This is a genomic window from Dyella silvatica, assembly GCF_026283955.1.
Lineage (GTDB): Bacteria > Pseudomonadota > Gammaproteobacteria > Xanthomonadales > Rhodanobacteraceae > Dyella_C > Dyella_C silvatica.
This window is the reverse complement of sequence record NZ_JAPDPE010000085.1, coordinates 1-23,757: the sequence shown is the minus strand read 5'-3', so window position 1 is coordinate 23,757 and position 23,757 is coordinate 1. Positions and strand designations below refer to the sequence as shown.

The window sequence follows — 23,757 nt, the reverse complement described above, 5'->3', positions numbered from 1 at the left end:
ACGCTGGCCAAATGCGACTCTGACAACGGCGCCAGCAGCGGCCCGCTATGCATCTTCCACGATGTGACGCGCGGCGATATCGACACTGTGTGCCAGCCGGGTACGCCCAATTGCTACACCGCCAACAAGACGCAGACCTACGGCGTGCTGTCGACCTCGACCACCAAGCTTCAGCAAGCGTATCCCGCGACCAAGGGCTGGGACTTTGCGACAGGCTTGGGTAGCGTGAATGTCTATAACCTGATTAATTCCTGGTAAGCAAGTAGCTATTGAAGGTGTTGGATCCCAAGCCCCGTGGCAGATGTTCTGCCGCGGGGCTTGTGGTTTATTGATTTATGGCGGTGGCAAGCGACGTGTAGTAACGGTGGTTGGTGGAGCTGCGCGCCCCGGTTCATGCGGACTTCCATGGGCTGTATGTGAAGAGCGTCATCACATCGCTGAACGCTTACTTTATGCCGCCTCGATGACCCCGGGGGCAATCCGTCGGGTTGCGTCTTTATCTCTTGCCGTGGCCCATTTCTGATCGCCTTGTGGTGGTTTGGCGAGACCTTGATCTTGCGCCGACCCGGCTGGAGTTTGGTGGCTGGCTTGGTCTGTTCCGCTTCGTCAGGCCTTACCTCATCATCGATGATTTGTAGATGTCTATATGGCTAATCGTCATGATCATGGGGTGGGGTAATCACGATAGCTTGCGTTTCTATCTATGGACACGTTAGGGGGTGAGTCGATTCGACTCATGCTGTCCGTGGAACGTCTGGGGAGGGAAGGGCAGCAAGAGATCGGCCCTTCGGATCAGGCGATGGCATGTATGTAAGCGCGAATGACCTGGCAGTCTGACTGTCAGGCAGGGTGTCGCTTACCCATCATTTACTGGGGAGTAAGTTCATGATTCGTTCGATAAGCAAGGTTTCACCACTGACCACAGCACTGGCTCTGCTGGGATTGCTCGGCGCGGGCGGCGCCTATGCGCAGGCCACGAATGCATCCGCGCCGGCCAAGGATTACTCCTATCGCCATGGCGTCATCCATAGCGCCAATGTGGTGCAGCAGAATAGGGTCCGCCAGGCGTCGCGGGCCGCGGCGGGCGTGGCCGCGGCGGCGACAAAGCTGAGCTACGGTGGCGGTGACGCCAATGGCAATGGCGTGACCAGCGGCAAACCGCAGGTGTATCTGGTGGTATACGGCAGTCAGTGGGGCGACCTGACTACCGATGCCACCAGCGGCATTGTCTCGTTGACGCATGATGCGGATGGCGCGGTTCCCTACCTGCAAAAATTCTTCAAGGGGCTAGGCACCGGCGGCGAGCTCTGGTCGGGCACCATGACGCAGTATTGCGACGGCGCCAATGTCGCCAAGGGCGCCACCTCTTGTTCGGCCGATGCCAGCCATGTCGGTTATCCGACAGACGGTGCCTATGCCGGCATCTGGTACGACAATTCGGCGGCCGCACCGGACTCGCCGACCAGCGCCGACCTGGCGAACGAGGCGGTGGCGGCGGCCAAACACTTTGGCAACAACACGCCGGCATCCAACCGCTACGTTCAATACGTCGTGCTGTCTCCCTCGGGCACTCACCCGGACGGTTTCAACACGGATTGGACCAATACCAATCTGCAGTGGTGCGCCTGGCATAGCTCAACCAATGACGCTGACCTGGGCGCAGTGGCCTACACCAACATGCCCTATATGAATGACGCGCCGATGGGGCAGTCGTTCGGTTATTGCGGCAAGAACTACGTCAACGGCAAGGCCGGCCTGCTCGATGGATTCTCCATCGTCAATGGACACGAATATGCCGAAACTATCACCGATCAGTATTTTGCCGGTGGCGGGCTGGGCTGGACTGTCGGCGGCAATAGCGAAACGGAAAATGGCGACCTCTGCGCCTGGATCAGCTCGGGCCAGGGCGCTTCGGCAAACATGCAAGATGACCAGGGCAGCTTCGCGGTTCAAAGCACCTGGTCCAACGACACCGCCCAATGCGAAATCGCGCACCCGATCATTCAAGACGCCGGCGGCGCAAGCACTTTTAGCAACAGCACGGCGCAGTCCATCGCCGACAACGCCACCGTATCGAGCACGATCACGGTAGCTGGCCGCAGCGGCAAAGCACCCACAGCACTCAAAGTACATGTCAGCATCACGCATAACTGGTCGGGCGACCTGACCATCGAGCTGATCGCTCCGGATGGCACGGTCAACGTGCTGCAAAGCCCGGATTACAACGATGACGGCAATATCGACCAGACCTATACGGTCGACGCCTCGTCCTCTGCCGCCAACGGTCAATGGCAGTTGAAAGTCATCGATGACGATGGCGGTGCCCCTGGCGATAGCGGGACACTGAACTCCTGGAGCCTGGCGTTCTGATCGATCGGCGTGGCGCGCAGGGAGCTGCGCCACGCCGATGACGCTGTGCGAAAAGTGGCGAAACAAAAACCATCAGTCATGATGGTTTTTGTGTGCCAGGAGGGCCGTTGATCTGGCATGGGCGCCGAGTAAGGTGAGGCTGGAGCAGTCACTATCGTTGCCGGCAAGGCAGCGGTCATGTTCCGCATGCGGCGCCACCCTTTGCACTCTAAAGACGAATCCTGGTCGACGAAATGCTAAGTGGGCTCTCAGCCGCCTATCGACACGAGAGCGGTCCAGCCTCGTGTCGATAGCTTTGATCCAGGCCATCCGGTAACCGGCTGACCAAGAACCGGTGAGATCAGGCGTCCAGCGCAGCGAGGCTGGCCGGGCGCATATCGGTCCAATGCTGCTCGACGTAATCGAGGCAGGCCTGGCGCTGGTCCGGGCCATGCACGGTTTTCCAGCCGGCCGGCACTTCGGCGAATTCAGGCCACAGCGAATGCTGGTTCTCGTCGTTGACCAGGACCAGGAAGCTGCCGTTGTTGTCTTCGAAGGGATTGCTCATGTTCAACTCCGTTAGTGCAGGGCTGTTGGGCGGTACGAAAGCGTAGCCGCGAGAAAAATACTTGACCAGATATTCACGCAAGGTGACGACGAATCCATGACGCGCGCGCCGGCTGGCCGGCGGCGCGATGTGCCGACCGGCATGGCGTCATGGCCGTCGGCAGGGTGGTTCATACGCGATAGTTCTCCGACAGGATGCGGCCGATACGGGCGAGATGTTGCGGGTGGGCCATTTCGTCGTGGCGGCAGTCGATGTCGTGGCTGCGCAGCTCGCCGGTGATGTTGTGCTTGAAGCTGGCCGGCAGCAAAAAGAACTCATCGCCTTGCTTGTCCGCGGTGGCGTTGAAGTACAGCGCGTCGCCACGCAGTTTGCGCCTGGGCGTGTAGTGGTTAAGAGTGCGCCCATCGTTGGCCTGGGTGGTGACGAAGCGCTCCAGCAAGCCGGCGTCAAAGCCCGAGAAAATGCTGTATTTCAGCAACTCGGCCGCCTTTTGATAATCCAGCGATTCCGGGTCGTAATCGCTGAGATCGCAGCCGGCACCGTTCTCCAGGAAGCCGCGCAGAATGCCCGCGCGGTAATCCCCGTCGGGAAAGGTCTGCGGGTCGAAACCGGGCATGCTGGTGCGAATGCAGGCGTCGAGAATCGCCAGCAAGGCAATCTCCTCGCCGGCCTCCTGCAGGCGCAAGGCGATTTCATACGCCACCGCGCCACCGAATGACCAGCCCAGCAACAGATATGGTCCTTGCGGTTGTATCGCCCGGATCTGCGCCAGATAGGCTTCGGCAATCTCTTCGATCCGCGTCGGCAGTGGCGCTGATCCGTCGATGAGGCTGGCGCTTTGCAAGGCATACAGCGGACGCTGTGGGTCGATATAGCGGGTCAGGCCGGTATACCACCAGCCCAGGCCACCACCCGGCGGCAGGCAGAACAACGGCGGCAGGCTGCCTTGTGCGCGTATCGGCAAAACGGCGTCGAACGTGGACAAGGCTTGCAGCGGCTCGGCCAATCGCTGTGACAGCGCCGACACCGTCGGTGCCTCGAACAAGGTGCGGGTAGAGACTTCGGCGCCCAGCGTGTTGCGGATGCGGCTGATCAAACGGGTAGCCAACAACGAATGGCCGCCCAGTTCAAAAAAGTCATCGTCGACGCCGACATCGTTGAGTTCCAGCACTTCGGCAAACAATGCGCACAGGGCTTGCTCCTGCGGCGAGGTGGCGGCGCGCCGGTGGCTGGAGGTGAAGTCCGGCGCGGGCAGTGCCTTGCGATCCACCTTGCCGTTGGGTGTCAGCGGCAGCGCCGGCAGTGGCACCAGCAGCGGCTGCATAAAGTCGGGCAGCTGTTTTTCCACATAGCGGCGTAGTTCGCCGAGGCGGTCGAAACTGCCTGGGCTATTGGCGCAGGCGCTGAATTCGCGCGGATGGGCCGGCTGATGAATATCGGTCCAGCTGGTCGCGTCATCGTCGGCGGGCAGGAACAACACTTCCAGGCCGCGCTCCGGCTCGGACCAGGTCACCGCAACCCGCCAGCCCAGCGCCTCACCCTGGTCATGTAGGGTTTCGGCCGGTGGCGTCGCGTCGCTTGGCCTGGTCAGCAAGCGTGCACGCACTTCGGCGGTGCGCTTGCCGGCCTGCCACTGGCGCAATGCTTCCAGCTCGGGTTGCAGTAGCGGGTTGGGTACATCGATCAAGCGCAGGCCGCCGGCATGCTCGGCCAGGCAAGCGGCCAGCGCATCGTGCTTGAGCAAGGCTTCCGACCACGGCAGCACCGGCAGCTCGGCTGCCGAGCGTACGCGCAGGCCTTGTTTGCGCAGTACGATTTCGTAGCGATAACGACTGAGTTCGTTACCGTGGCGGCTGCGCTTGGTCTGGATGTCGACCGCGGCGATGCTGTCGAGTCGTGCTGGCAACTGGGTAAAGAACTCCGGCGCGAGCAACAGCTCCTTCTCGGTCAGCAAGGTCTGGTCGATACGCCGTTGCAGGGTCGAGGTGTCGACAAGGTCGTCGGCCTGATGCAGCTGTATCGCGCTGGCGAAGCTGCGCAGCAGATTTAGATTGCGCACGTCGCCCAGGTAGAGCGCGCCACCCGGGGCCAGCAGATCCATCGCCTGACCGATCACATCGAGCAGATAGTCGCCGTTGGGGAAGTACTGCAATACCGAGTTGACGATGATGACGTCATAGCCCGCATGCGTGTCGGGCAGGGCGTCGCCCAGCCGATGGGTTTCATCGGCAGCGAGGGTGTGCAGCTGGATCTCGCCGGTCAGCTGCGCTTGCCCGGCAATCTCGCGCTGCAAGCGGTCGATAGTGGCTTTTGACAGATCGGTGCCGTGATAAACCCCGACATGCGGCGCCACCTGCGACAGGATCAGGCCGCTGCCGACACCGATCTCCAGCACGCGGCGCGGCTTCAGTTGCAGGATGCGCCGTACCGTAGCCGCACGCCATTCGCGCATCTGTTCCAGCGGAATCTCGCTGCTGTCGTAGCTGCTGTTCCAGCCACGGAAATCGTCACCAAAATCCGGCGCATCGGCATCGACGCGGTCCTCGCCATAAAGGTCTTGATACAGCGCCTCCCATTCGCCGACCTGGCGTACCTCCTGCGCCTGGTCGCGGTCGCCGCTGCTTTGCTTGAGCACCACATAGCCGACCAGTTGCTTGCGCCCGGGTATGTCTTCGCGTGCCAGCACGGTGGCCTGCGCCACCGCCGCGTGACGCTGCAAGACGTTTTCGATTTCGCCCGGCTCGATGCGGAAGCCGCGGATCTTTACCTGGTGATCGGTGCGGCCGATGAATTCGATCTGGCCGTCCTCGCGCCAACGCACCCGGTCGCCACTGCGATACATGCGCTCGCCAACGGCAGCGGCCGGCGCATACGGGTTGGCGATAAAGCGCTCGGCGGTAAAGGATGCACGGCCAAGATAGCCACGGGCCAGGCCGGCACCGGCGATGTACAGCTCGCCCGGCACGCCGATCGGCACCGGCCGCAGGGCGCCGTCGAGCACGTAGACGCGCATATTGTCCAACGGCTTGCCGACCGGGACGCTGCTGGCATCCTCGGCCAACGGGGGCACCACGCAAGTCAGCGCAAAGGTCGTCGTTTCGGTCGGGCCGTAGCCGTTGACGATGCGCAGTGCGGGGTAACGCGCCTGCAAGCGCCGGATCGCATCGGGCGACAGCACATCGCCGCCGGCCCAGACTTGCCGCAGCGGCGCGAACAGCTCCGGCATCGATTCGGCGAACTCATGAAACAGCCCGGCGGTGAGCCACAGGCTGCGCACACCGTGCTCGGCAATCAGCCGCTGCATGTCGCGGCCGTCGCCGGACTCAGTGCTGCAAACCACCGCGCAGCCACCGTTGAGCAGGGGCACCCACAATTCGTAAGTCGAGGCATCGAAGGCATGCGGCGAATGCAGCAGCACGACTTCATGCCCCTCGGCGAACCGGCTGTCGCGAGCAAAGCCGACAATATCGCGCTGGCGCACGGCCACACCCTTGGGCGTGCCGGTGGAGCCAGAGGTGAACATCACATAGGCCAGCTGTTCCGCATGTATCGCCGGGCGTGCCGGCGCGCCGGATGCGGCGGCATAGTCGAAACCATCCAGGCGCAGTACCTGCGAATGAGTCAGCTCGCGTCCATCCAGGCTGGCATCGGCAAGCAACAGCTCCGCGCGGGTTTCGGCCAGGATCAGCGCAAGCCGCTCGTCCGGATAATGATCGTGTAGCGGCACATAGCAGGCACCGGCCTTGAGCACCGCCAGGGTGGCGATCACCAGCTCGGCCGAACGGCGCAGCAACAATGCCACGGCTTGTTCCGGGCCGACGCCGTGGGCGATCAAGGTATCGGCCAGGCGCTCGGCACGTCGATTCAGTTCGGCATAGCTCAGCGTGTGTCCGCCGGTTATCAGCGCGGGCGCATCCGGTGTGGCGCGTACCTGCCGTTCGAAGCAGGCGGCCACGCTTTCCAGTGGTATCTCGCGCTCGGTGTCGTTCCATTCACTCAGCTGCACATGCTCGTTCTCGTCGATCATGTTCAAGCGGCCCACGCGTACCGAGAGATCGCCGGCCAGGCCTTCGAGCAGGCAGGTATAGCGACGCACAAAACGCTGCATGTCGGCCTTGCTCAAAACGTCTGGGCGGTAACTGAAATTCAGCTCCAGCGATTCGCCTGATGCGGTCAGCAGGGTGACGGGATAGTGCGATTTGTCGCCGCCGTGGCCGGCGACCATGCTGATATGCAGTTCGCTTGCGGGCTCCGGCGCGCGCTGGTCGTTCGGGTCGACGTAGTAGTTCTCGAACACCATCAAGGTATCGAACAGCTGCGTATGGCCGCTGTCCTGCATGATCTGGGTCAGGCCCAGATGCTGCGCGTTCAACAATTGCGCCTGGCGGTCTTGCAGGCTGGCCAGCCATTCGGCCAGCGTCTGCGCCGGCTCGATCGGCAGGCGCAGCGGCAAGGTATTGATCAGCAGGCCGGCCATGCGCTCGACCCCGGTCAGCTCGGGCGGGCGACCGGAAACGGTAATGCCGAAGACCACATCCTGGCGTCCGGTGGCCTGCGCCAACAGCAAACCCCACGCGGCTTGCAGCAAGGTGTTGAAGGTCAGCCCCTGGCGACGCGCCTGCGCGTTCAAGGCGTCGGTGAGTTCGCGCGAAAACTGATGATGATGGGTATGCGGCATCACCGGTTCGCTGGATGCCTGTGGCGCCAGCAGGGTCGGTTCGTCCAGCCCTTCCAGGGCCTGGCGCCAGGCGGCGCGTGCGGCCTGGCCATCCTGCGCGGCAATCCAGCCCAGATAATCGCGGTATGGCGTGACATAGGGCAGCGCCGAGCGGTCGCCGCGGCTGTGGTACAGGGCGAACAGTTCGCGGATCACGATCGGCATCGACCAGCCGTCGAGCAGAATGTGATGGCTGGTGAACGCCAGGTAGTGACGATCCGGCGCGGTGCGCACCAGCATGAAGCGCAACAGCGGTCCCCGCGACGGATCGAAACGCTGCTGGTGATCTTGCCGCAGCAGCGCTGGCAGTTCGTCTTCTGTGGCAGCCACTTCGTACCAGGGTGCCTTCGGGCTGCGCGGAATCACCTGTACCGCTTCGGCCAGGCCCTGGTGAATAAAGGCTGCGCGCAGGTTGGCATGCCGTTCCAGCAATTGATCGGCGGCCGCCTGCAACGCGGCGGTATCCAATGGACCATCGAAGCGGAAGACCCGCTGGATCAAATAGGCGTCTAGCGTTTCTTCATCGTAAATGGCATGGAACAACAAGCCTTGTTGCAACGGCGATAGCGGCAGGATTTCCGCCAGTGGCGGCTGGCTGGCCTCGATCGCTTCGATCTGCGCCTGATCGAGTTTCACCAGCGGCAGATCCGAGGGCGTGAATACCGCTGCGGCCGCAACGGCACGCTCGGCGATGTGGCGCAGCAGCTTGAACCAGGTCTGCGCGAGGTCGTGGATGGCGGCCTCGTCGAACAATTCGCCAGCCCAGCCCCAGTTGGCTTCCAGCACCGGGCCGGACGGACGATCCAGGGTGATCGTGTCGAGGCCAAGCGCATGCTGCAGCGGACGGGCGGCTTCGCCGGCGGCGAGGCCTTGCGGCATCGACTCGCTCTCGCCAGCTTCGCCCGCGGCCACGAAGCGGCCGAGATAGTTAAAGCTGATCTGGCTGGCTGGTTGACCGGCCAAGGCAGCGCGGCCGTGGTCGTCGAGATAGCGCAGCAGGCCGTAGCCGATGCCGTTGTCAGGCAGGCGGCGCAATTGCTCCTTGATGCGTTTGAGGGCGTGCTCAAGCGCGGGGCCGCCTTGCAGCGCGTCGTCCAGATCGAGGCCGTCCAGATGCAGTTGCAGCGGGAACAGGCTGGTGAACCAGCCGACCGTGCGCGAAAGATCGGCGCCATCGAGTATCGCCTCGCGGCCATGGCCTTCGAGATCGAAGCGCGCCGCGCGATGCTCGCTGTGCTGGTGACGGCGGCGCCAGTCGATCAGCGCCAGGGCAAACGCGGTCAGCAATACGTCGTTGATGCGCCCGTGAATCTGCTCCGGTGCCTGGGTCAACAGGCGCTGGGTGGTCTCGCTGTCCAGGCGCAGGGTAAACGCGCGCCGGGTCGCGCCGATATCCTGGCGCGGATCGAGCGGGCGCTTGCTCAGCAATGGATCTGCGCCGCTCAGCATCGACTGCCACAGCGGCAGTTCGCTGCGCCGGGCCGCCGCGATGACGGGCAGGCGCAAGGCCCAATGGCGGAACGAGGTCGGCACCGTCTCGATACGCGGTGCCAGACCGTGTTTGCGTGCCTGCCAGGCGGCGTCGAAATCCGGTGCCAGGATGCGCCAGGACACGCCGTCCACCGCCAGGTGATGGATCACCAGCAACAGCGAAGACTCCGCGCCTTGATCGCACCAGATGGCTTGTACGATGCGGCCGGAGCGAGGGTTGAGCCGCTCCTGCGCGGCGCGCGCGGCGTCTTGCACCGCCTGTTGGCGAGCTTGGCTATCGAGGCCGCTCAGCGTCACCCGATGCAGGATGTCTTGCGCGCGTACGCTGCCGCTGGGGTCGATATGCAGCTGTCGATCCGCATCAATGCGCAGGCGCAAGGCGTCGTGATGGTCGAGCAGATCTTGCAAGGCCTGCTGCAACGGTTCCAGCGCAGCCGCCGGCAATGGCAGGCTCATCGATTGGCTGAAATGATCGGAAACCTCGCCCTGTTCCAGCAGCCAATGCATGATCGGCGTGGCCGGCAACGCACCGACCGCTGCTTCCACGGCGGCAGCCTCGCTCAGTGCCACCGGGGTGGCCACGGTGGCGAGCGCTTCGACGGTTTGCTGTCGGAACACGTCGCGGGCACTGATCAGCAAGCCTTGTTTGCGCGCCCGGCTGACCAGCTGGATCGAGCTGATGCTGTCGCCGCCGAGGGCGAAAAAGCTATCGTCCATGCCGACCTGTTCCAGGCCCAGCAGCTCGGCGAACAGCGTGCAGAAGAGCTGCTCCTTCGCATTGCGCGGCGCGCGCGTGCTGGCCGTTGCCAACTCCGGCGCGGGCAGCGCTTTGCGATCCAGCTTGCCATTCGGGGTCAGCGGCAAGGCATCGAGCGTGACAAAGGCCGCCGGCAACATGTAATCAGGCAGGTGCTCGCTGAGGCTGCGCCGCAAGGTCTGGCTATCCAGGCTGGCGGTGACCACGTAGGCGACCAATTGCTGATGACCGGCGCGGTCCTCGCGCACAATCACTACATTGCGCGGGAAGCCCGTGCGCACCAGGGCGGCTTCGATTTCACCCAGTTCAATACGCTGTCCACGCAGCTTGACCTGATGATCGACGCGGCCGCGATAATCGATCTGGCCGTCTTCACGCCAGCAGGCCAGATCGCCGGTGCGATACATGCGCTGGCCGGGCTCGAACGGATTGGCGACGAAGCGCTCGGCGGTCAGGCCAGGGCGCCGCAGATAACCGCGAGCCAGGCCGTCGCCCGCCAGGTACAGCTCGCCGGGCACGCCGGCGGGCAAGGGGCGCAACGCGGCATCGAGCACATAGAGCCGGGTGTTCCAGATCGGTGCGCCAATCGGCACGGTCGGCCCGGTTTCGTCGTCGCGGCAGGCCCAGGCGGTCACTTCGATCGAGGCCTCGGTCGGGCCATAAAGGTTGTACAACGGGCAGCCGATGCGTCGACGCAACTGGTCGCGCAGCTTGCCCGGCAACGCTTCGCCACTGCATAGCACGCGGCGCAAGCCGGTGCAGGCGGCGCTGGCCGGGTCGTGCAGAAAAGCTTCCAACATCGATGGCACAAACTGCACCGTGGTGATCTGCCGCTGCTGAATCAGTTGGGCCAGGTAAGCCGGATCACGATGGCCTTCGGGGCGAGCCAGCACCAACTGGGCACCGGCAAGCAGGGGCCAGAAAAACTCCCATACCGAAACGTCGAAGCTGGACGAGGTTTTCTGCAACACCACGTCGTCAGCTTCGAGACGATAGGTGTGCTGGCCCCACAGCAGGCGATTGACGATGCCGTGATGGGTGTTCGGCACACCCTTGGGACGGCCGGTGGAGCCGGAGGTGTAAATGACATAGGCCGGGTGCGCCGGCCGCAACGGCTGGCTGCGCTCGTCATCGCGCGGGTCGTGTGCGGCGGCTAGGGCGATCAGCTCGGCAACGGCTGGTTCATCCAGTTGCAGCACCTGTTTCGCCGGGATCGCGGATGCCGAATGACGGTTGCCAATCACCAGTGCCGGTTTGGCGTCGTCCAGCATATAAGCCAGCCGCTCGGGCGGATAATCGATATCCAGCGGCAAGAAAGCGGCACCCGCCTTGAGCACGGCAAGCAAGGCAACCACCAGCTCCAGCGAACGCGGCAACGCGATGGCGACGATGCGTTCCGGGCCGGCACCCTGGGCGATCAAAGTGTGAGCCAGGCGGTTGGCCTGTTGATTGAGCTGCGCGTAGGTCAGCGCCTGATCTTCGAAACGCAGGGCGATGGCGTCCGCCGAACGCGCCGCTTGCTGTTCGAATAGCGCGGGCAGGGTGGCGGCAGGCACCGCGTGGGCGGTGTCGTTCCAGACGGCCAATTGCTCACGCTCGTCCGTGGTGAGCAGATTCATCCGACCCAGCGGCAGCGACAAATCGCCGGCCAGGGCTTCGAGCATGCAGGTGTAGCGGCGGACAAAACTTTGCAGCTGCGCTTCGCCGAAAATATCCGGCCGATAGCTGAAGCTCAGTTGCAGTTGCTTGCCGGGAATCAGCAACGGGCTAAGCGGGTAGTGCGAAAGGTCGCCGCCCTGGCCCTTAATCATGCTGATGCGCAGCTCGCTGTCGGCTTCCAGCACGCGTCGGTCATTCGGGTCGAACGGATAGTTTTCGTAGACCAGCAAGGTGTCGAACAGCTGTGCGTGGCCGCTGTCTTGCAGAATCTGCGGCAGCTCCAGGAACTGCGCGTTCAACAGTTGCGCTTGGCGTTCTTGCAGGTTCGCCAGCCACTCGCCCAGGGGGCGCGCCGGTTCGATCTTCAGCCGCAACGGCAGCGTGTTGATGAACAAGCCGGCCATGCGTTCCACCCCGGCCAGTTCGGGCGGGCGACCGGAAACGGTGATGCCGAAAACCACGTCCTGGCGTCCGCTGACTTGGGCCAGCAGCAGGCCCCATGCCGCCTGCAACAAGGTATTGAGAGTCAGTCCGTGACGACGTGCCTGTGCATTCAAGGCATCGCTGAGCGCCAGCGAAAAATCGTGATGGTAAGCGCGGGGCATCACCGGTTCGGTAGGTGCCTGCGGTGCCAGCAAGGTGGGCTCGTCCAGTCCTTCCAGCAGCTGACGCCAGGTGGCGCGCACGGCTTGTCGATCCTGGGCGGCGATCCACGCCAGGTAATCGCGATAAGGCGTGACATACGGCAAGGCCGAGTGATCGCCGCGAGAGTGGTACAGGGTAAGCAGCTCTTGCAGCACGATCGGCATCGACCAGCCGTCGAGCAAAATGTGATGGCTGGTAAACGCCAGCACATGACGGTCGGCGGCAGTGCGTACCAGGGTGAAGCGCAGCAGCGGTGCCTGCGACGGTTCGAAGCGCTGTTGCCGATCCTGCGACAGCACGGCGGCGAGGCCGTCTTCGTCGGTATCGATATCGCGCCACGGCGCCTTCACCACGCGCGGGATGACCTGCACCGTGCGGGACAAATCATCGTGGATAAATGCCGCGCGCAGATTGGCATGCCGTTCCAGCAATTGGTCGGCGGCCGCACGCAAGGCGTTAGCATCCAGCGGACCATCGAAAAGGAATACCTGCTGCACCAGGTAGGCATCCGCGGCTTCGTCGTCATACAGGGCGTGGAACAGCAGGCCATGCTGCAGCGGCGATAGCGGCAGGATATCCGCCAGCGCCGGCTGCGTTGCCTCGATCGCTTCAAGCTGCGCCTGGCCGAGTTTGACCAAGGGCAGGTCCGAAGGCGTGAACAAGGCATGCTGGCTGACCGCGACCGTGTCGGCGATAAGCCGCAACATGTTGAACCAGGTTTGCCCGAGATCGTGTATGGCCGTCTCGTCGAACAGTTCGCCGGCCCAGCTCCACTGGGCGCACAGTACCGGGCCTTCGCGGCGGTCTTCGGTAGTGGCATTGAGCGACAGCGCGTGCACCAGTACTTCGTCGTCGCCCGCGCTGGGAGTCAGCTCCTCGGCGGCTGCCCAGTCGCCGCCGGTTGCGTCGTTTTCGGCGACGCTGAAACGTCCTAGATAGTTGAAGCCGATCTGTGCGGCGGGTTGCTGGCCAAGCGCCGTACGACCGGCCTCGCTGAGGTAACGCAACAGGCCGTAGCCGATGCCGTTGTCGGGTAGTTCGCGCAGCTGTTCCTTGATCGACTTGAGCGCGGCTTCCAGTGCCGTGCCGCCGCGCAGCGCGGCGTTCTGGTCCACGCCGGCCAGCGACAATTGCAGCGGGAACTGGCTGGTAAACCAGCCCACGGTGCGACTGAGGTCGGCGCCCTCGACCACCGCCTCACGGCCATGGCCTTCCAGATCGAAACGCACCTGGTCGAGTTCGCCATGGCCATGACGTCGACGCCAATCGGCCACGGCCAGCGCAAAGGCCGTCAGCAGCACATCGTTGATGCGGCCGTTGATGCGCTCGGGCGCGCGGGTCAGTAGTGTTTGCGTGATCTCCGGCTCCAGGCGCAGCGACAGGCTGCGCTGGGTCGCCAAGGTGTCGCGTCGCGGATCCAGCGGGCGCGAGGTCAGCGGCAGATCGTTGCCTTTGAGCATCGATTGCCAGAACGGCAGTTCATCGAGTCGAGCCGCGGCGGCGGCCGGCAACGCCAGCGCCCAATGCCGGAACGAGGTGGGCACGGCCTGCAGCTGCGGCGCGTGGCCGGCGACGCGTGCCGTCCATGCGGTTTGCAGGTCGGGCATGAGACTGCGCCAGGACACACCGTCCACCACCAGATGATGCAGGGCGATGAACAGCTGTGTGTCGTTGCCGTCGTCGAACCAGACTACTTGCAGCATGCGGCCATCGCGTGGCGACAGGCGTTGCTGCGCGGCATGCGAGTGTTCGCGCAGGCGGCGTGCGCGAGTGTCGGCGTCCAGTCCGTGCAGATCGATACGGGTGAGGCTGTCGGCGGCGAGCACGCTGCCGGTCGGCGCGATCTCCAGCGCGTCATGGATGTCCAGACGCAGGCGCAGGGCGTGGTGATGTTCCAGTAGATCTTGCAGCGCGGCGAGCAAAGGCTCGCGTTGCAGTGCCGGCGTGCGCAGCAACATCGCCTGGGCGAAGTGCTCGAACGGTCCCTCGCGCTGCAGCAGCCATTGGATGATCGGGGTCGCCGGCAACGGCCCGACCGCTGCCTGCTGCGGCAGTGCGGCCACCGGCTGGCTTGCGCTGGCGACCAAGGCCAGGGCTTGCACCGACGGTTGCTGGAATACATCGCGCGCGCTGAAGCGCAGGCCGGCCAGGCGTGCGCGGCCGACCAGCTGGATCGAGCTGATGCTGTCGCCACCCAGGGCAAAGAAGCTGTCGTCGATGCCGACTTGCTCAAGCCCCAGCACGTCGGCGAACAAATCGCACAGCGTTTGCTCGACCTCGTTGCGCGCCGTGCGGTTACTACTGGTCGCCACCGGCGCGGGCAGCGCCTGGCGATCCAGTTTGCCGTTCGGGGTCAGCGGCAGCGCATCCAGCGCGACATAGGCGCTCGGCAGCATGTGTTCGGGCAGCATGCTGGCCAACTGCATGCGCACGTCGTTGGCATCCCACGCGGTCGCGCTTACAACATAGGCCACCAATTGCTTATGGCCCGGCTTGTCCTCACGCACGATCACCGCAGTGTGCGGATAGCCCGCGCCGGCCAGGGCGGTTTCCACCTCGCCCAGCTCAATGCGGAAGCCGCGGATTTTCACTTGCTGATCGTCGCGGCCCAGGTATTCCAGCTGACCGTCGGCGCGCCAACGCACCAGGTCGCCGCTGCGATACATGCGCTGGCCGGCAATAAATGGGTTGGCCACGAAACGTTCGGCGCTGAGCGCGGCGCGGCCCAGATAACCTCGGGCCAGCCCCGCGCCGGCGATATACAACTCGCCGGCCACGCCGATCGGCTGCGGCTGCAGCTGCGTATTCAACACATACAGGCGCGTGTTGGCGATGGGTGCGCCGATGCAGGCCAGCTCGTTGCCGGTCTGTGCCGGATCGAGTCGGGCCACGCTGGACCACACGCTGGCTTCGGTCGGGCCGTATTCGTTGTAAAGCGCGCTATCGGTCAGGCCAAGGGCGATATGTTTCTGCAGCAAGGCGGCAGGAATCGCTTCGCCGCCGAGCACCACGCGGGTCAGCGAAGCCAGTTTGTCGCCAGCCTGTTCCAGCGCGGCGCGATACAACACCGGGCCGCTAAGCCAGGCTTGTACGCGATGTCTGGCGACCAGCTCCGCCAAGGCCAGCGGTTCGCGCTCCAATCCCGGCGCAGGCAATACCAGGGCGCCGCCGCTGCTTAGCGTATGCAGGATCGCGCCCAGCGAGGCATCGAAGGCCACCGAAGGCAGCAGCAACATGCTTGCCGCGGTCGGGTAGTAATGCAGGCGCGCCGCAGTGGAGTGGACGATTTCGCGATGCGCGACCAGCACGCCCTTGGGCTTGCCGGTGGAGCCGGAGGTGTAGATGACGTAAGCCGGGTGGTCCAGCCGCGGCGCGCGGAACGACGGCTCGGCACTGCGCGGATGCGCAGAGGCTTGCGCCAGCGCCGCCACGGTGTCGGCGGCGTCGAGCAACAGCAGCTGATCCGCGCCGGTGGTGAGTCCAGTGGCCCGCGTGGTGATCATGGCCACCGGTCTGGCATCGTCAAGCATGTAGGCCAGTCGCTCGGCCGGGTAATCGATATCCAGCGGCAGATAGGCCGCCCCGGCCTTGAGCACGGCGAGCAGGGCGATGACCAGTTCGGGCGAGCGTGGCAACGCCACCGCGACGCGATCTTCCGCCTTCACTCCGCGCTCGCACAGCAGGCGCGCAAGCCGGTTGGCGCGTGCGTGCAGCTCGGCATAGCTAAGCTGTTGTTCTTCGAAAATCAGCGCGGTGGCGGCAGGGCTGCGCGCTGCCTGTTGTTCCAGCCAGGTCGCCAGGTCGATCTGCGGCACCGGCTGCGCGGTGGCATTCCAGTCGTGCAACAGCTGTTGGCGCTGCGCTGGCGGCAGCATGTCCAGCTGGGCCAGCGGCAGCTGCGGCCGCTCGGCGATCGCTTCGAGAATATGCGCAAAGCCATCGGCCAGTCGCTGTACTTGCTCGGCCTGGTAGACGTCCGGTCGATAGCTGAAGCCGAGCCGGATACGCTCGGCCGGCATCGCCGACAAGCCCAGCGGATAGTGCGAGGCGTCGCCGCCGTGATGGCTGTGAAAGCTTGCGTGCAGCTTGGTCGATTGCGCTTGCAGGGACGCTTCGTCGATGGGGTAGTTTTCATACACCATCAAGGTATCGAACAGCTCGCCGTGGCCGGCCAGGCGCTGGATCTCGCTAAGGCTTAGATGGCTATGTTCGAGCAGGACCGACTGCTGCTGCTGCAGGCGCTGCAGCAGTGCCTGCAGCGATTCCCCATCGCGCAGGCGCAGCCGCAACGGCAAGGTATTGATCAATAGCCCGACCATATGCTCGCTGCCGGGCAGCTCGGCGGGGCGATCAGAAAGCGTGATGCCGAAGACGACATCGTCGCGGCGCAATAGGCGCCCGAGCAGAATCGCCCAGGCCGCCTGCATCACGGTATTCAGGGTGACGCCGCTGCGACGCGCCTGTTCGACCAGGCGTGCGCTAAGGCTGGCGGGCAGGTGTTGGTACAGCAGCGCCGGTGTCACGGGTGCCGTGGCGGACGCGCCAATTCGCGCGGGTTCTTGCAAACCATCCAGCGCTTCGCGCCAGGCGGCCTGCGCTGCGTCTTTGTCGCGTTCGCCAAGCCAGCGCAGATAGTCGCGATACGGCGTGACGCGCGGCAAGCGCACCTGTTCGCCCTCGGTATAAAGCGCCAGCAACTCCTGGATCATGATCGGCGTGGACCAGCCGTCGAGCAAAATATGGTGGCTGGTGAAGACCAGATAGTGTCGATCCGCCGCGCTGCGCACCAGGGTAAAGCGCAGCAGCGGCGCCTGCTGCAGATCGAAGCGCTGCTGTTGATCTTCGCGCAGCCAGGCGGCGAAGGCCTCGTCGCTCAGCTCCAGGTTGCGCCATGGTGCTGCCAGTGCGCGCGGAATCACCTGTACTGCCTCGGTCAGGCCTTCATGCACAAAGGCCGCACGCAGGTTGGCATGCCGCTGCAGCAGCTGGTTCGCGGCCAGGCGCAATGCTTCGGCGCGCAGCGGCCCATCAAAACGGAAGGCTATTTGCAGCAGGTAGGTATCCGGCGTGCTGTCGTCGTACAAGGCGTGGAACATAAAGCCTTGTTGTAGCGGCGACAGCGGCAGGATGTCAGCCAGCGGCGGCTGCGTGGCCTCGATGTTTTCCAGCTGCGCCTGACTGAGTTTGACCAGCGGCAGATCGGAGGGGGTGAATACATGGCGCTCGGCGCTCGCCGCATAGGCAGCGATAGCGCGCAGGGCTGCGTGCCAGGCCTCAGCCAGTTCGCGCACGGCGGCTTCGTCCAGCAGCTCGCCGGCCCAGCCCCAGTTGGCCTCAAGCACAGCGCCTTCGGGGCCATCCAGGGTGAGCGCATTCAATTCCAGCACATGGGATAGCGGGCGCGCGGGGTGATCGTCCGCCCACACCGCCGGCTTGTCGGCACTCCAGTCGCTGCTTGCATCGGAGTCAGTCTTGCCCTGCTCGAAGCGGCCGAGGTAATTAAAGCTGATTTGCGGCGCGGGCTGCGCTGCCAATATGCCGCGACCTTGTTCGTGCAGGTAGCGCAGCAGGCCGTAGCCGATGCCGTTGTCGGGCAGGCGGCGCAGTTGTTCCTTGACCTGCTTGAGTGCGCGTTCCAGCACGGCGTCATCGTGCAGGGCAGCGGTCGGATCGACGCCGTTCAGCTCCAGCTGCAGCGGGAACTGGCTGGTGAACCAGCCTAGCGTGCGCGACAGGTCGGCCGCTTCGACAATGGCTTCGCGGCCGTGGCCTTCCAGCTCGAAACGTACGCTGGAAACCCGCTCGCCGAGCCCGCGCCGTGCGCGCCACTGGCGAATGGCCAGCGCGAAAGCGGTCAGCAGCACATCGTTGATGCGGCCATGGATGCGTTCGGGTGCCAGGGTCAGCAGGCATTGGGTGACTTCGCTTTCCAGCCGCAGGCTGAGACTTTGCCGGGTGGCGATGGTGTCGCGTGTCGGGTCGAGGGCGCGTGTGCTGATGGCGGGGTCTTCGCCAGCCGACATGGCCTGCCATAGCGGCAGTTCGTGCAGGCGATGCGCGGCGATGCGCGGCAGTTGCGTGGCCCACTGGCGCAACGAGGTCGTGGTCGGCGCCAGTTCGGCGGGACGGCCGGCGGCGATGGACGCCATCGCGGCTTTCAGATCAGGCAGCAGGATGCGCCAGGAGACACCATCGATAGCCACGTGATGGATCAGCAAGAACAGCAGCGATTGTGCACCGTCGTCAAACCAGACCGCCTGCAGCAGGCAGCCGCTGCGCGGATCGAGCCGGCTTGCCGCGGCGGTGGCGTATTCGCGCATCTGCGCCTCACGCGTGGCCGGATTCCAGCCGGCGATCGATACATGCTGCAGGCAGCTCGCGGCCTGTACGCTGCCTTTGGCTTTGACCGACCAGCACTGATCGCGCAGCTGCAGGCGCAGCGCGTCATGATGATCGATCAGCACCTGCAAGGCATCGCGCAGATGCTGCTCGTTCAATGCCGGCACTTGCAGCAGCATCGCCTGGTGGTATTGCTGCAGCGGTCCGCCTTGTTCCATGAACCAATGCATGATCGGCGTGGCCGGCAATTCGCCGGTCGATGCCTCGGCCGCGGGCCTGGCGGTTTCGGCGAGCGGCGTGATCACCGACGCCAGGGCTTCCACATTCTGATGTTCGAAGATGGCGCGGGTGCTGATCGACCAGCCGGCGCGACGCGCACGACTGACCAGCTGGATCGAACTGATGCTGTCGCCACCCAGGCTGAAGAAGCTGTCATCGATGCCGACCCGATCCAGGCCCAGCACCTCGGCGAATAGCCGACACAGCTGCTGTTCTTTGTCGTTGCGCGGGGCACGCAGCTGCTGCGCGGCGAACACCGGTGCCGGCAGGGCGCGGTGGTCGAGTTTGCCGTTGGCGGTCAACGGCAATTGTTCCAGCAACACCAAGGCCGCCGGCACCATATAGTCGGGCAACTGGGCGGCCAGATGCTTGCGCAAGCCATCGACATCCACGCCGCGGGCGCCGGGCACGGCGATATAGGCGACCAATTGTTTGCGGCCCGGTTGATCCTCGCGCGCCACGACGGCGTTGTGCGCGTGACCGGCCTGGGCGATGACGGCTTCGATCTCGCCTGGTTCGATGCGATAGCCGCGAATCTTCACCTGGGTGTCGCTGCGGCCCAGGTATTCGAGCTGGCCGTCGGCACGCCAGCGCGCCAGGTCGCCGCTGCGATACATGCGTTCGCCGCGCACGAACGGATCGGCCACAAAACGCTCGGCGGTCAGTTCGGGACGGTTGAGATAACCGCGCGCCAGGTTGGCGCCGGCCAGATAAAGGTCGCCGGCAATGCCGGTGGGCACCGGTTGCAATGCGTGATCCAGCACATAGGAGCGGGCGTTCCAGATCGGCTCGCCGATGGACGGCAGGGTGCCGGCGTCGATACGGACGATGCTGGCGGTCACCGTGCATTCGGTGGGGCCATAGGGGTTGTAGCCACGCACCCTGGGCGACTCGCCCAGCAGACGCCATTGCGTATCGCTGACCGCCTCGCCACCCAGCATCACATAGCCGGGATAACCGTCGGCGCGATCCAGCAAGCCGTCTTGAATCAACTGCTCGAAATACGATGGCGTGACCTGGATGCCATGAATGCCATGCTCGGCGATATAGCCCAGCAGCAGCTGGGTGTCCTTGCGCGTCAGCTCATCGATCAGATGCAGCTCGTGTCCGGCGAACATCCACAGCAAAGACTCGATCGAAGCATCGAAAGCCAGCGAGGCGGTCAGCGCGAAGCGCACGCTTTGGCCGTCCAGCATGGCCATCTCCTGGTCGAAGATGACGTGCTTGTTGTGGCTGTAGAAATTGCTCAGTGCGCGGTGATTGACCACCACGCCCTTGGGCTTGCCGGTAGAGCCGGAGGTGTAGATGACATAGGCCGGGTGCCATGCGGACCATGGCTGGCGCCGCTCGGCATCGCTGGGATCATGCGACGGCGCGCCTGCCAGCAGCTCCTGCACGGCGGCGGTATCCAGCGCCAGTTTGAGTGATTCGTAGCCGATGGCCAGCATGCTGTCGCTGTTGCCGATCATCGCGGCCGGCTTGGCGTCCTCCAGCATGTCGCGCAGGCGCTCGCTGGGTTGCTCCAGATCCAGCGGCATATAAGCGGCGCCGCTCTTGAGTACCGCCAACATGGCGATGATCAGCTCACTGGTGCGCGGCAAGGCCAGCGCGACGCGATCTTCCGCGCCGATGCCACGGGCGATCAACAGGTGAGCCAGCCGGTTCGCCTGTTCATTGAGCTGGGCAAAACTCAGCCGCTGTCCCTTATTGACCAGGGCGGTGGCCTGCGGTTTGCCGGCGGCCTGCTGCTCGAACAAGTCGTGCAGGCCCAGGGCGGGTATCGGCTGGACATGGGCGCCGTCGCTTTGCAGCAGGCGCACGCGCTCCAGCGCGTCGAGCAGGTCGATCTGGGCTAGCGGTTGTTTCGGGTCGGCGGCAACCGCTTCGAGCAAGCGCTTGAATCGCCAGGCCAGCGTCTTGATCGAGTCTTCATCGAACAAGTCGCTGGCGTATTCGATATTGCCGCGCAGGCCGCCGGGTTTTCCATCGGCCTGCTGTTGCTCATGAAAGCCGAAACCGAGATCGAATTTGACGACATCCAGTTCCAGGGCGTGCTGGCTGCAGCGCAAGCCGGGCAGGCGCAGCTCGCCGGCGCTCATGTTTTGCAGTACCAGCATGACCTGGAACAGCGGGTGATAAGCCAGCGAACGCACCGGGTTCAGCGCTTCGACCAGTTGCTCGAAGGGCAAGTCCTGATGTTCGTAAGCGGCCAGGTCGGTATCGCGCACCCGCGTCAACAGGGTTTCGAAACTGGGGTTGCCCGAGGTATCGGTGCGCAGCACCAGGGTATTGAGGAACAAACCGACCAGATCGTTGAGCGCGGCATCGGTGCGCCCGGCCACCGGGCTGCCGATGGGGATATCGGTGCCCGAGCCCAGCCGGGTCAGCAGCGTAGCCAGCGCGGCCTGCAACACCATGAATAAAGTGACGCTGTAGCGTTTGGTCAGTGCCAGCAATTGGCGATGCAAATCGGCATCGAGGTCGAACGGCAGATGTTGGCCACGGTAACTGGAGGCGCGCGGGCGCGGCCGGTCGGTCGGCAAGGGCAGTTGCTCGGGCAGTTCGGCCAGCGTGCGCTTCCAATAATTCATCTGCTGGCGCAGCAGGCTTTCGGCGTCGTCCTCACGGCCCATCAACTGGTGCTGCCACAAGGTGTAGTCGGCGTACTGCACCGGCAGCGGCGACCATGCCGGCGACTTGCCGGCCAGTCGCGCGATATAGGCTTGCGATAGATCGCGTGCCAGCGGCGCCATCGAGGCGCCGTCACCGGCAATATGGTGCAGCAGCAGAAGCAGCACATGATCTTCGTCGCTGAGCCGGAACAGCGTCGTGCGCAAGGGCAGTTCGCTGGCCAGGTCAAACGCATAGGCAGCGGCGGCGGCTACTTTTGCATCCAGCGTGCTTGCGTCGGCGTCGATGCTGTCCAGTGGTAGCAAGGCCACCGGGCCGTTGATGCCGGCGTCCTCGCCAGGCGCGGCCAGAATGACTTGCCGCGGCGTGTCGCCTTCGGGGAACAGGGTGCGCAGGCTTTCGTGCCGGGTCAGCAGATCGTTGATCGCCGCTTGCATCGCGGCGCGGTCCAACGGTCCGTGCAAGCGCAAGGCCAGCGGAATATTGTAAGTGGCGCTGGGCCCCTCGAACTGGTGCAGAAACCACAGGCGGTATTGCGCGAACGATAGCGGCAGATGCTCAGGGCGTTCGACCGCCTGCAGCGGGGGTCGTCGCGTGCGATTGCGATCCAGGTGCGGTGCCAGCAAGGCCACGCTGCGGTTTTCGAACAGCACGCGGATCGGCAGCTCCAATTGCAGGCGGGCGCGGATCAGGCCGATCAAGCGAATCGCCAGCAGCGAATGGCCGCCCAGGTCGAAGAAGTTGTCGTCGATGCCGACACGCTCGCGACCGAGTACTTCGGCGAACAGCTGGCACAGCAGTTCTTCGCGCGGATTGCGCGGCAGGCGCAGGCTGGCCGCGGCGTAATCCGGAGCCGGCAAGGCCTTGCGGTCGAGCTTGCCGTTGGGGGTCAGCGGCAGCGCTTCCAGCGCGATAAAGGCGCTGGGAATCATGTAATCCGGCAGCTGGCCATCCAGCGCCTTGCGCAGCGCTTCGCTATCGAGCTGCCTGTCGGCGCCTTGCTCGTTGAGGTCGCCCTGTTTGGCGGTGACCAGGTAGGCGACCAGTTGCTTGTCGCCCGGAATATCTTCGCGGGCGATAACCGCATTCTGCGCGTAACCGAGGCGAGCCAGCGCGGCTTCGATTTCGCCCAGCTCGATGCGGAAGCCGCGAATTTTCACTTGATGATCGATGCGGCCCAGGTAATCCAGGCGGCCATCTTCGCGCCAGCGCGCCAGGTCGCCGGAGCGATACATGCGCTGGCCGGGCGAGAACGGATTCGCCACAAAGCGCTCGGCGGTCAGGCCGGGGCGGTTGAGATAGCCGCGCGCCAGACCTTGGCCGGCGATATACAACTCGCCGGGCACACCGGCCGGTACCGGTCGCAAGGCGGCGTCCAAGACATAGAGTTCGGTATTCCAGATCGGCCGGCCGATCGAGGCGCTGGTAGCGCGGCTCATATCCTCGTCGATCTCTTCGGTACTGCAGCCGACGGTGGCCTCGGTCGGGCCGAATTCATTAATGATGCGCACCTGCGGATAGCGCGCCTGCCAGAACGCCAGGTCGGCGGGCACCAAGGCCTCGCCGCCGAGCAACAGCACCTTGCCGGGTGCCGCCGCGCCGGACTCCTCCAGCATGGGATTGAGTGCTTTCAGATGCGCCGGGGTGAGCTTGAGCAGGCTGTATTGCAGCGGCTGCGCGGGCATGCCCAGTGCGCTGAGTTCGCTGCCGGCGGCGAGCAAGGTCAGCGGCTCGCCGGCCAGCAAGGGGCCGAACAACAGGGTGACGCTACCGTCGAAGGTGCTCGACAACGTGGCTGGCGCGCCCATGCCTGCATCGGCGTTTTCGTCGGCACGGTGCTCATCGGCGCGGAAGTAATGATGTCCGCTCCAGGCGAAGTAATTGGCGACGCTGCGATGCGCCACCACGACGCCCTTGGGACGGCCGGTGGAGCCGGAGGTGTAAATCACATAGGCCGGATGCGTCACTTGCAGCGGCTGTCGGCGTTCGGCGTCGACCGGGTTGTGGGCCGGCGCCTGGGCGATTCGCGCAAGCGTCTGCTCATCGTCCAAGAACAGTCGCGGCGCACTTGCGGGCAAAGCGTTGACGTCGCTGCGGGTGATCACGCGCACTGGCTTGGCATCGTCGATCATGTAGGCCAGGCGCTCGGGCGGATAGTCCACATCCAGCGGCAGATAAGCCGCGCCGGCCTTGAGTGCGGCGAGCAGGGCGACGATCAAGTCCAGCGAGCGCGGCAGGGCGATGGCGACAATGCTTTCGGGGCCGGCGCCCTCGGCGATCAAGACCTGGGCCAGCCGGTTGGCGTGCGCATTCAGTTCGGCA

The 23,757-nt window shown here is 64.4% G+C and carries 4 protein-coding genes; 2 read left to right on the top strand and 2 right to left on the bottom strand.

All coding sequences use genetic code 11. The features are described from left to right. Nucleotides 1–258: hypothetical protein (locus OUZ52_RS15950; protein WP_266159520.1), on the top strand; the 258-nt coding region annotated here is incomplete at its 5' end. A gap of 627 nt (nt 259–885) precedes the next feature. Beyond that, complete coding sequence (locus OUZ52_RS15945) at nt 886–2,370, top strand: proprotein convertase P-domain-containing protein (protein ID WP_266159518.1); 1,485 nt, start codon at nt 886–888, stop codon at nt 2,368–2,370. Nucleotides 2,371–2,710: 340 nt separating this feature from the next. On the opposite strand, the gene OUZ52_RS15940 is transcribed toward OUZ52_RS15945, so the two are convergent. Beyond that, nucleotides 2,711–2,917, bottom strand: coding sequence for an MbtH family protein (locus OUZ52_RS15940; protein WP_266159516.1), 207 nt, complete (start codon nt 2,915–2,917; stop codon nt 2,711–2,713). 169 nt (nt 2,918–3,086) lie between these two features. Beyond that, nucleotides 3,087–23,750 (bottom strand): non-ribosomal peptide synthase/polyketide synthase, encoded by a 20,664-nt coding sequence (locus OUZ52_RS15935; RefSeq protein ID WP_266159521.1) that lies wholly within the window; start codon nt 23,748–23,750, stop codon nt 3,087–3,089. Nucleotides 23,751–23,757: the final 7 nt, after the last annotated feature.

Coding starts and splice junctions, on each gene's coding strand:
- OUZ52_RS15945 (WP_266159518.1), top strand. CDS start 886: ATGATTCGTTCGATAAGCAAGGTTTCACCACTGACCACAGCACTGGCT.
- OUZ52_RS15940 (WP_266159516.1), bottom strand. CDS start 2,917: ATGAGCAATCCCTTCGAAGACAACAACGGCAGCTTCCTGGTCCTGGTC.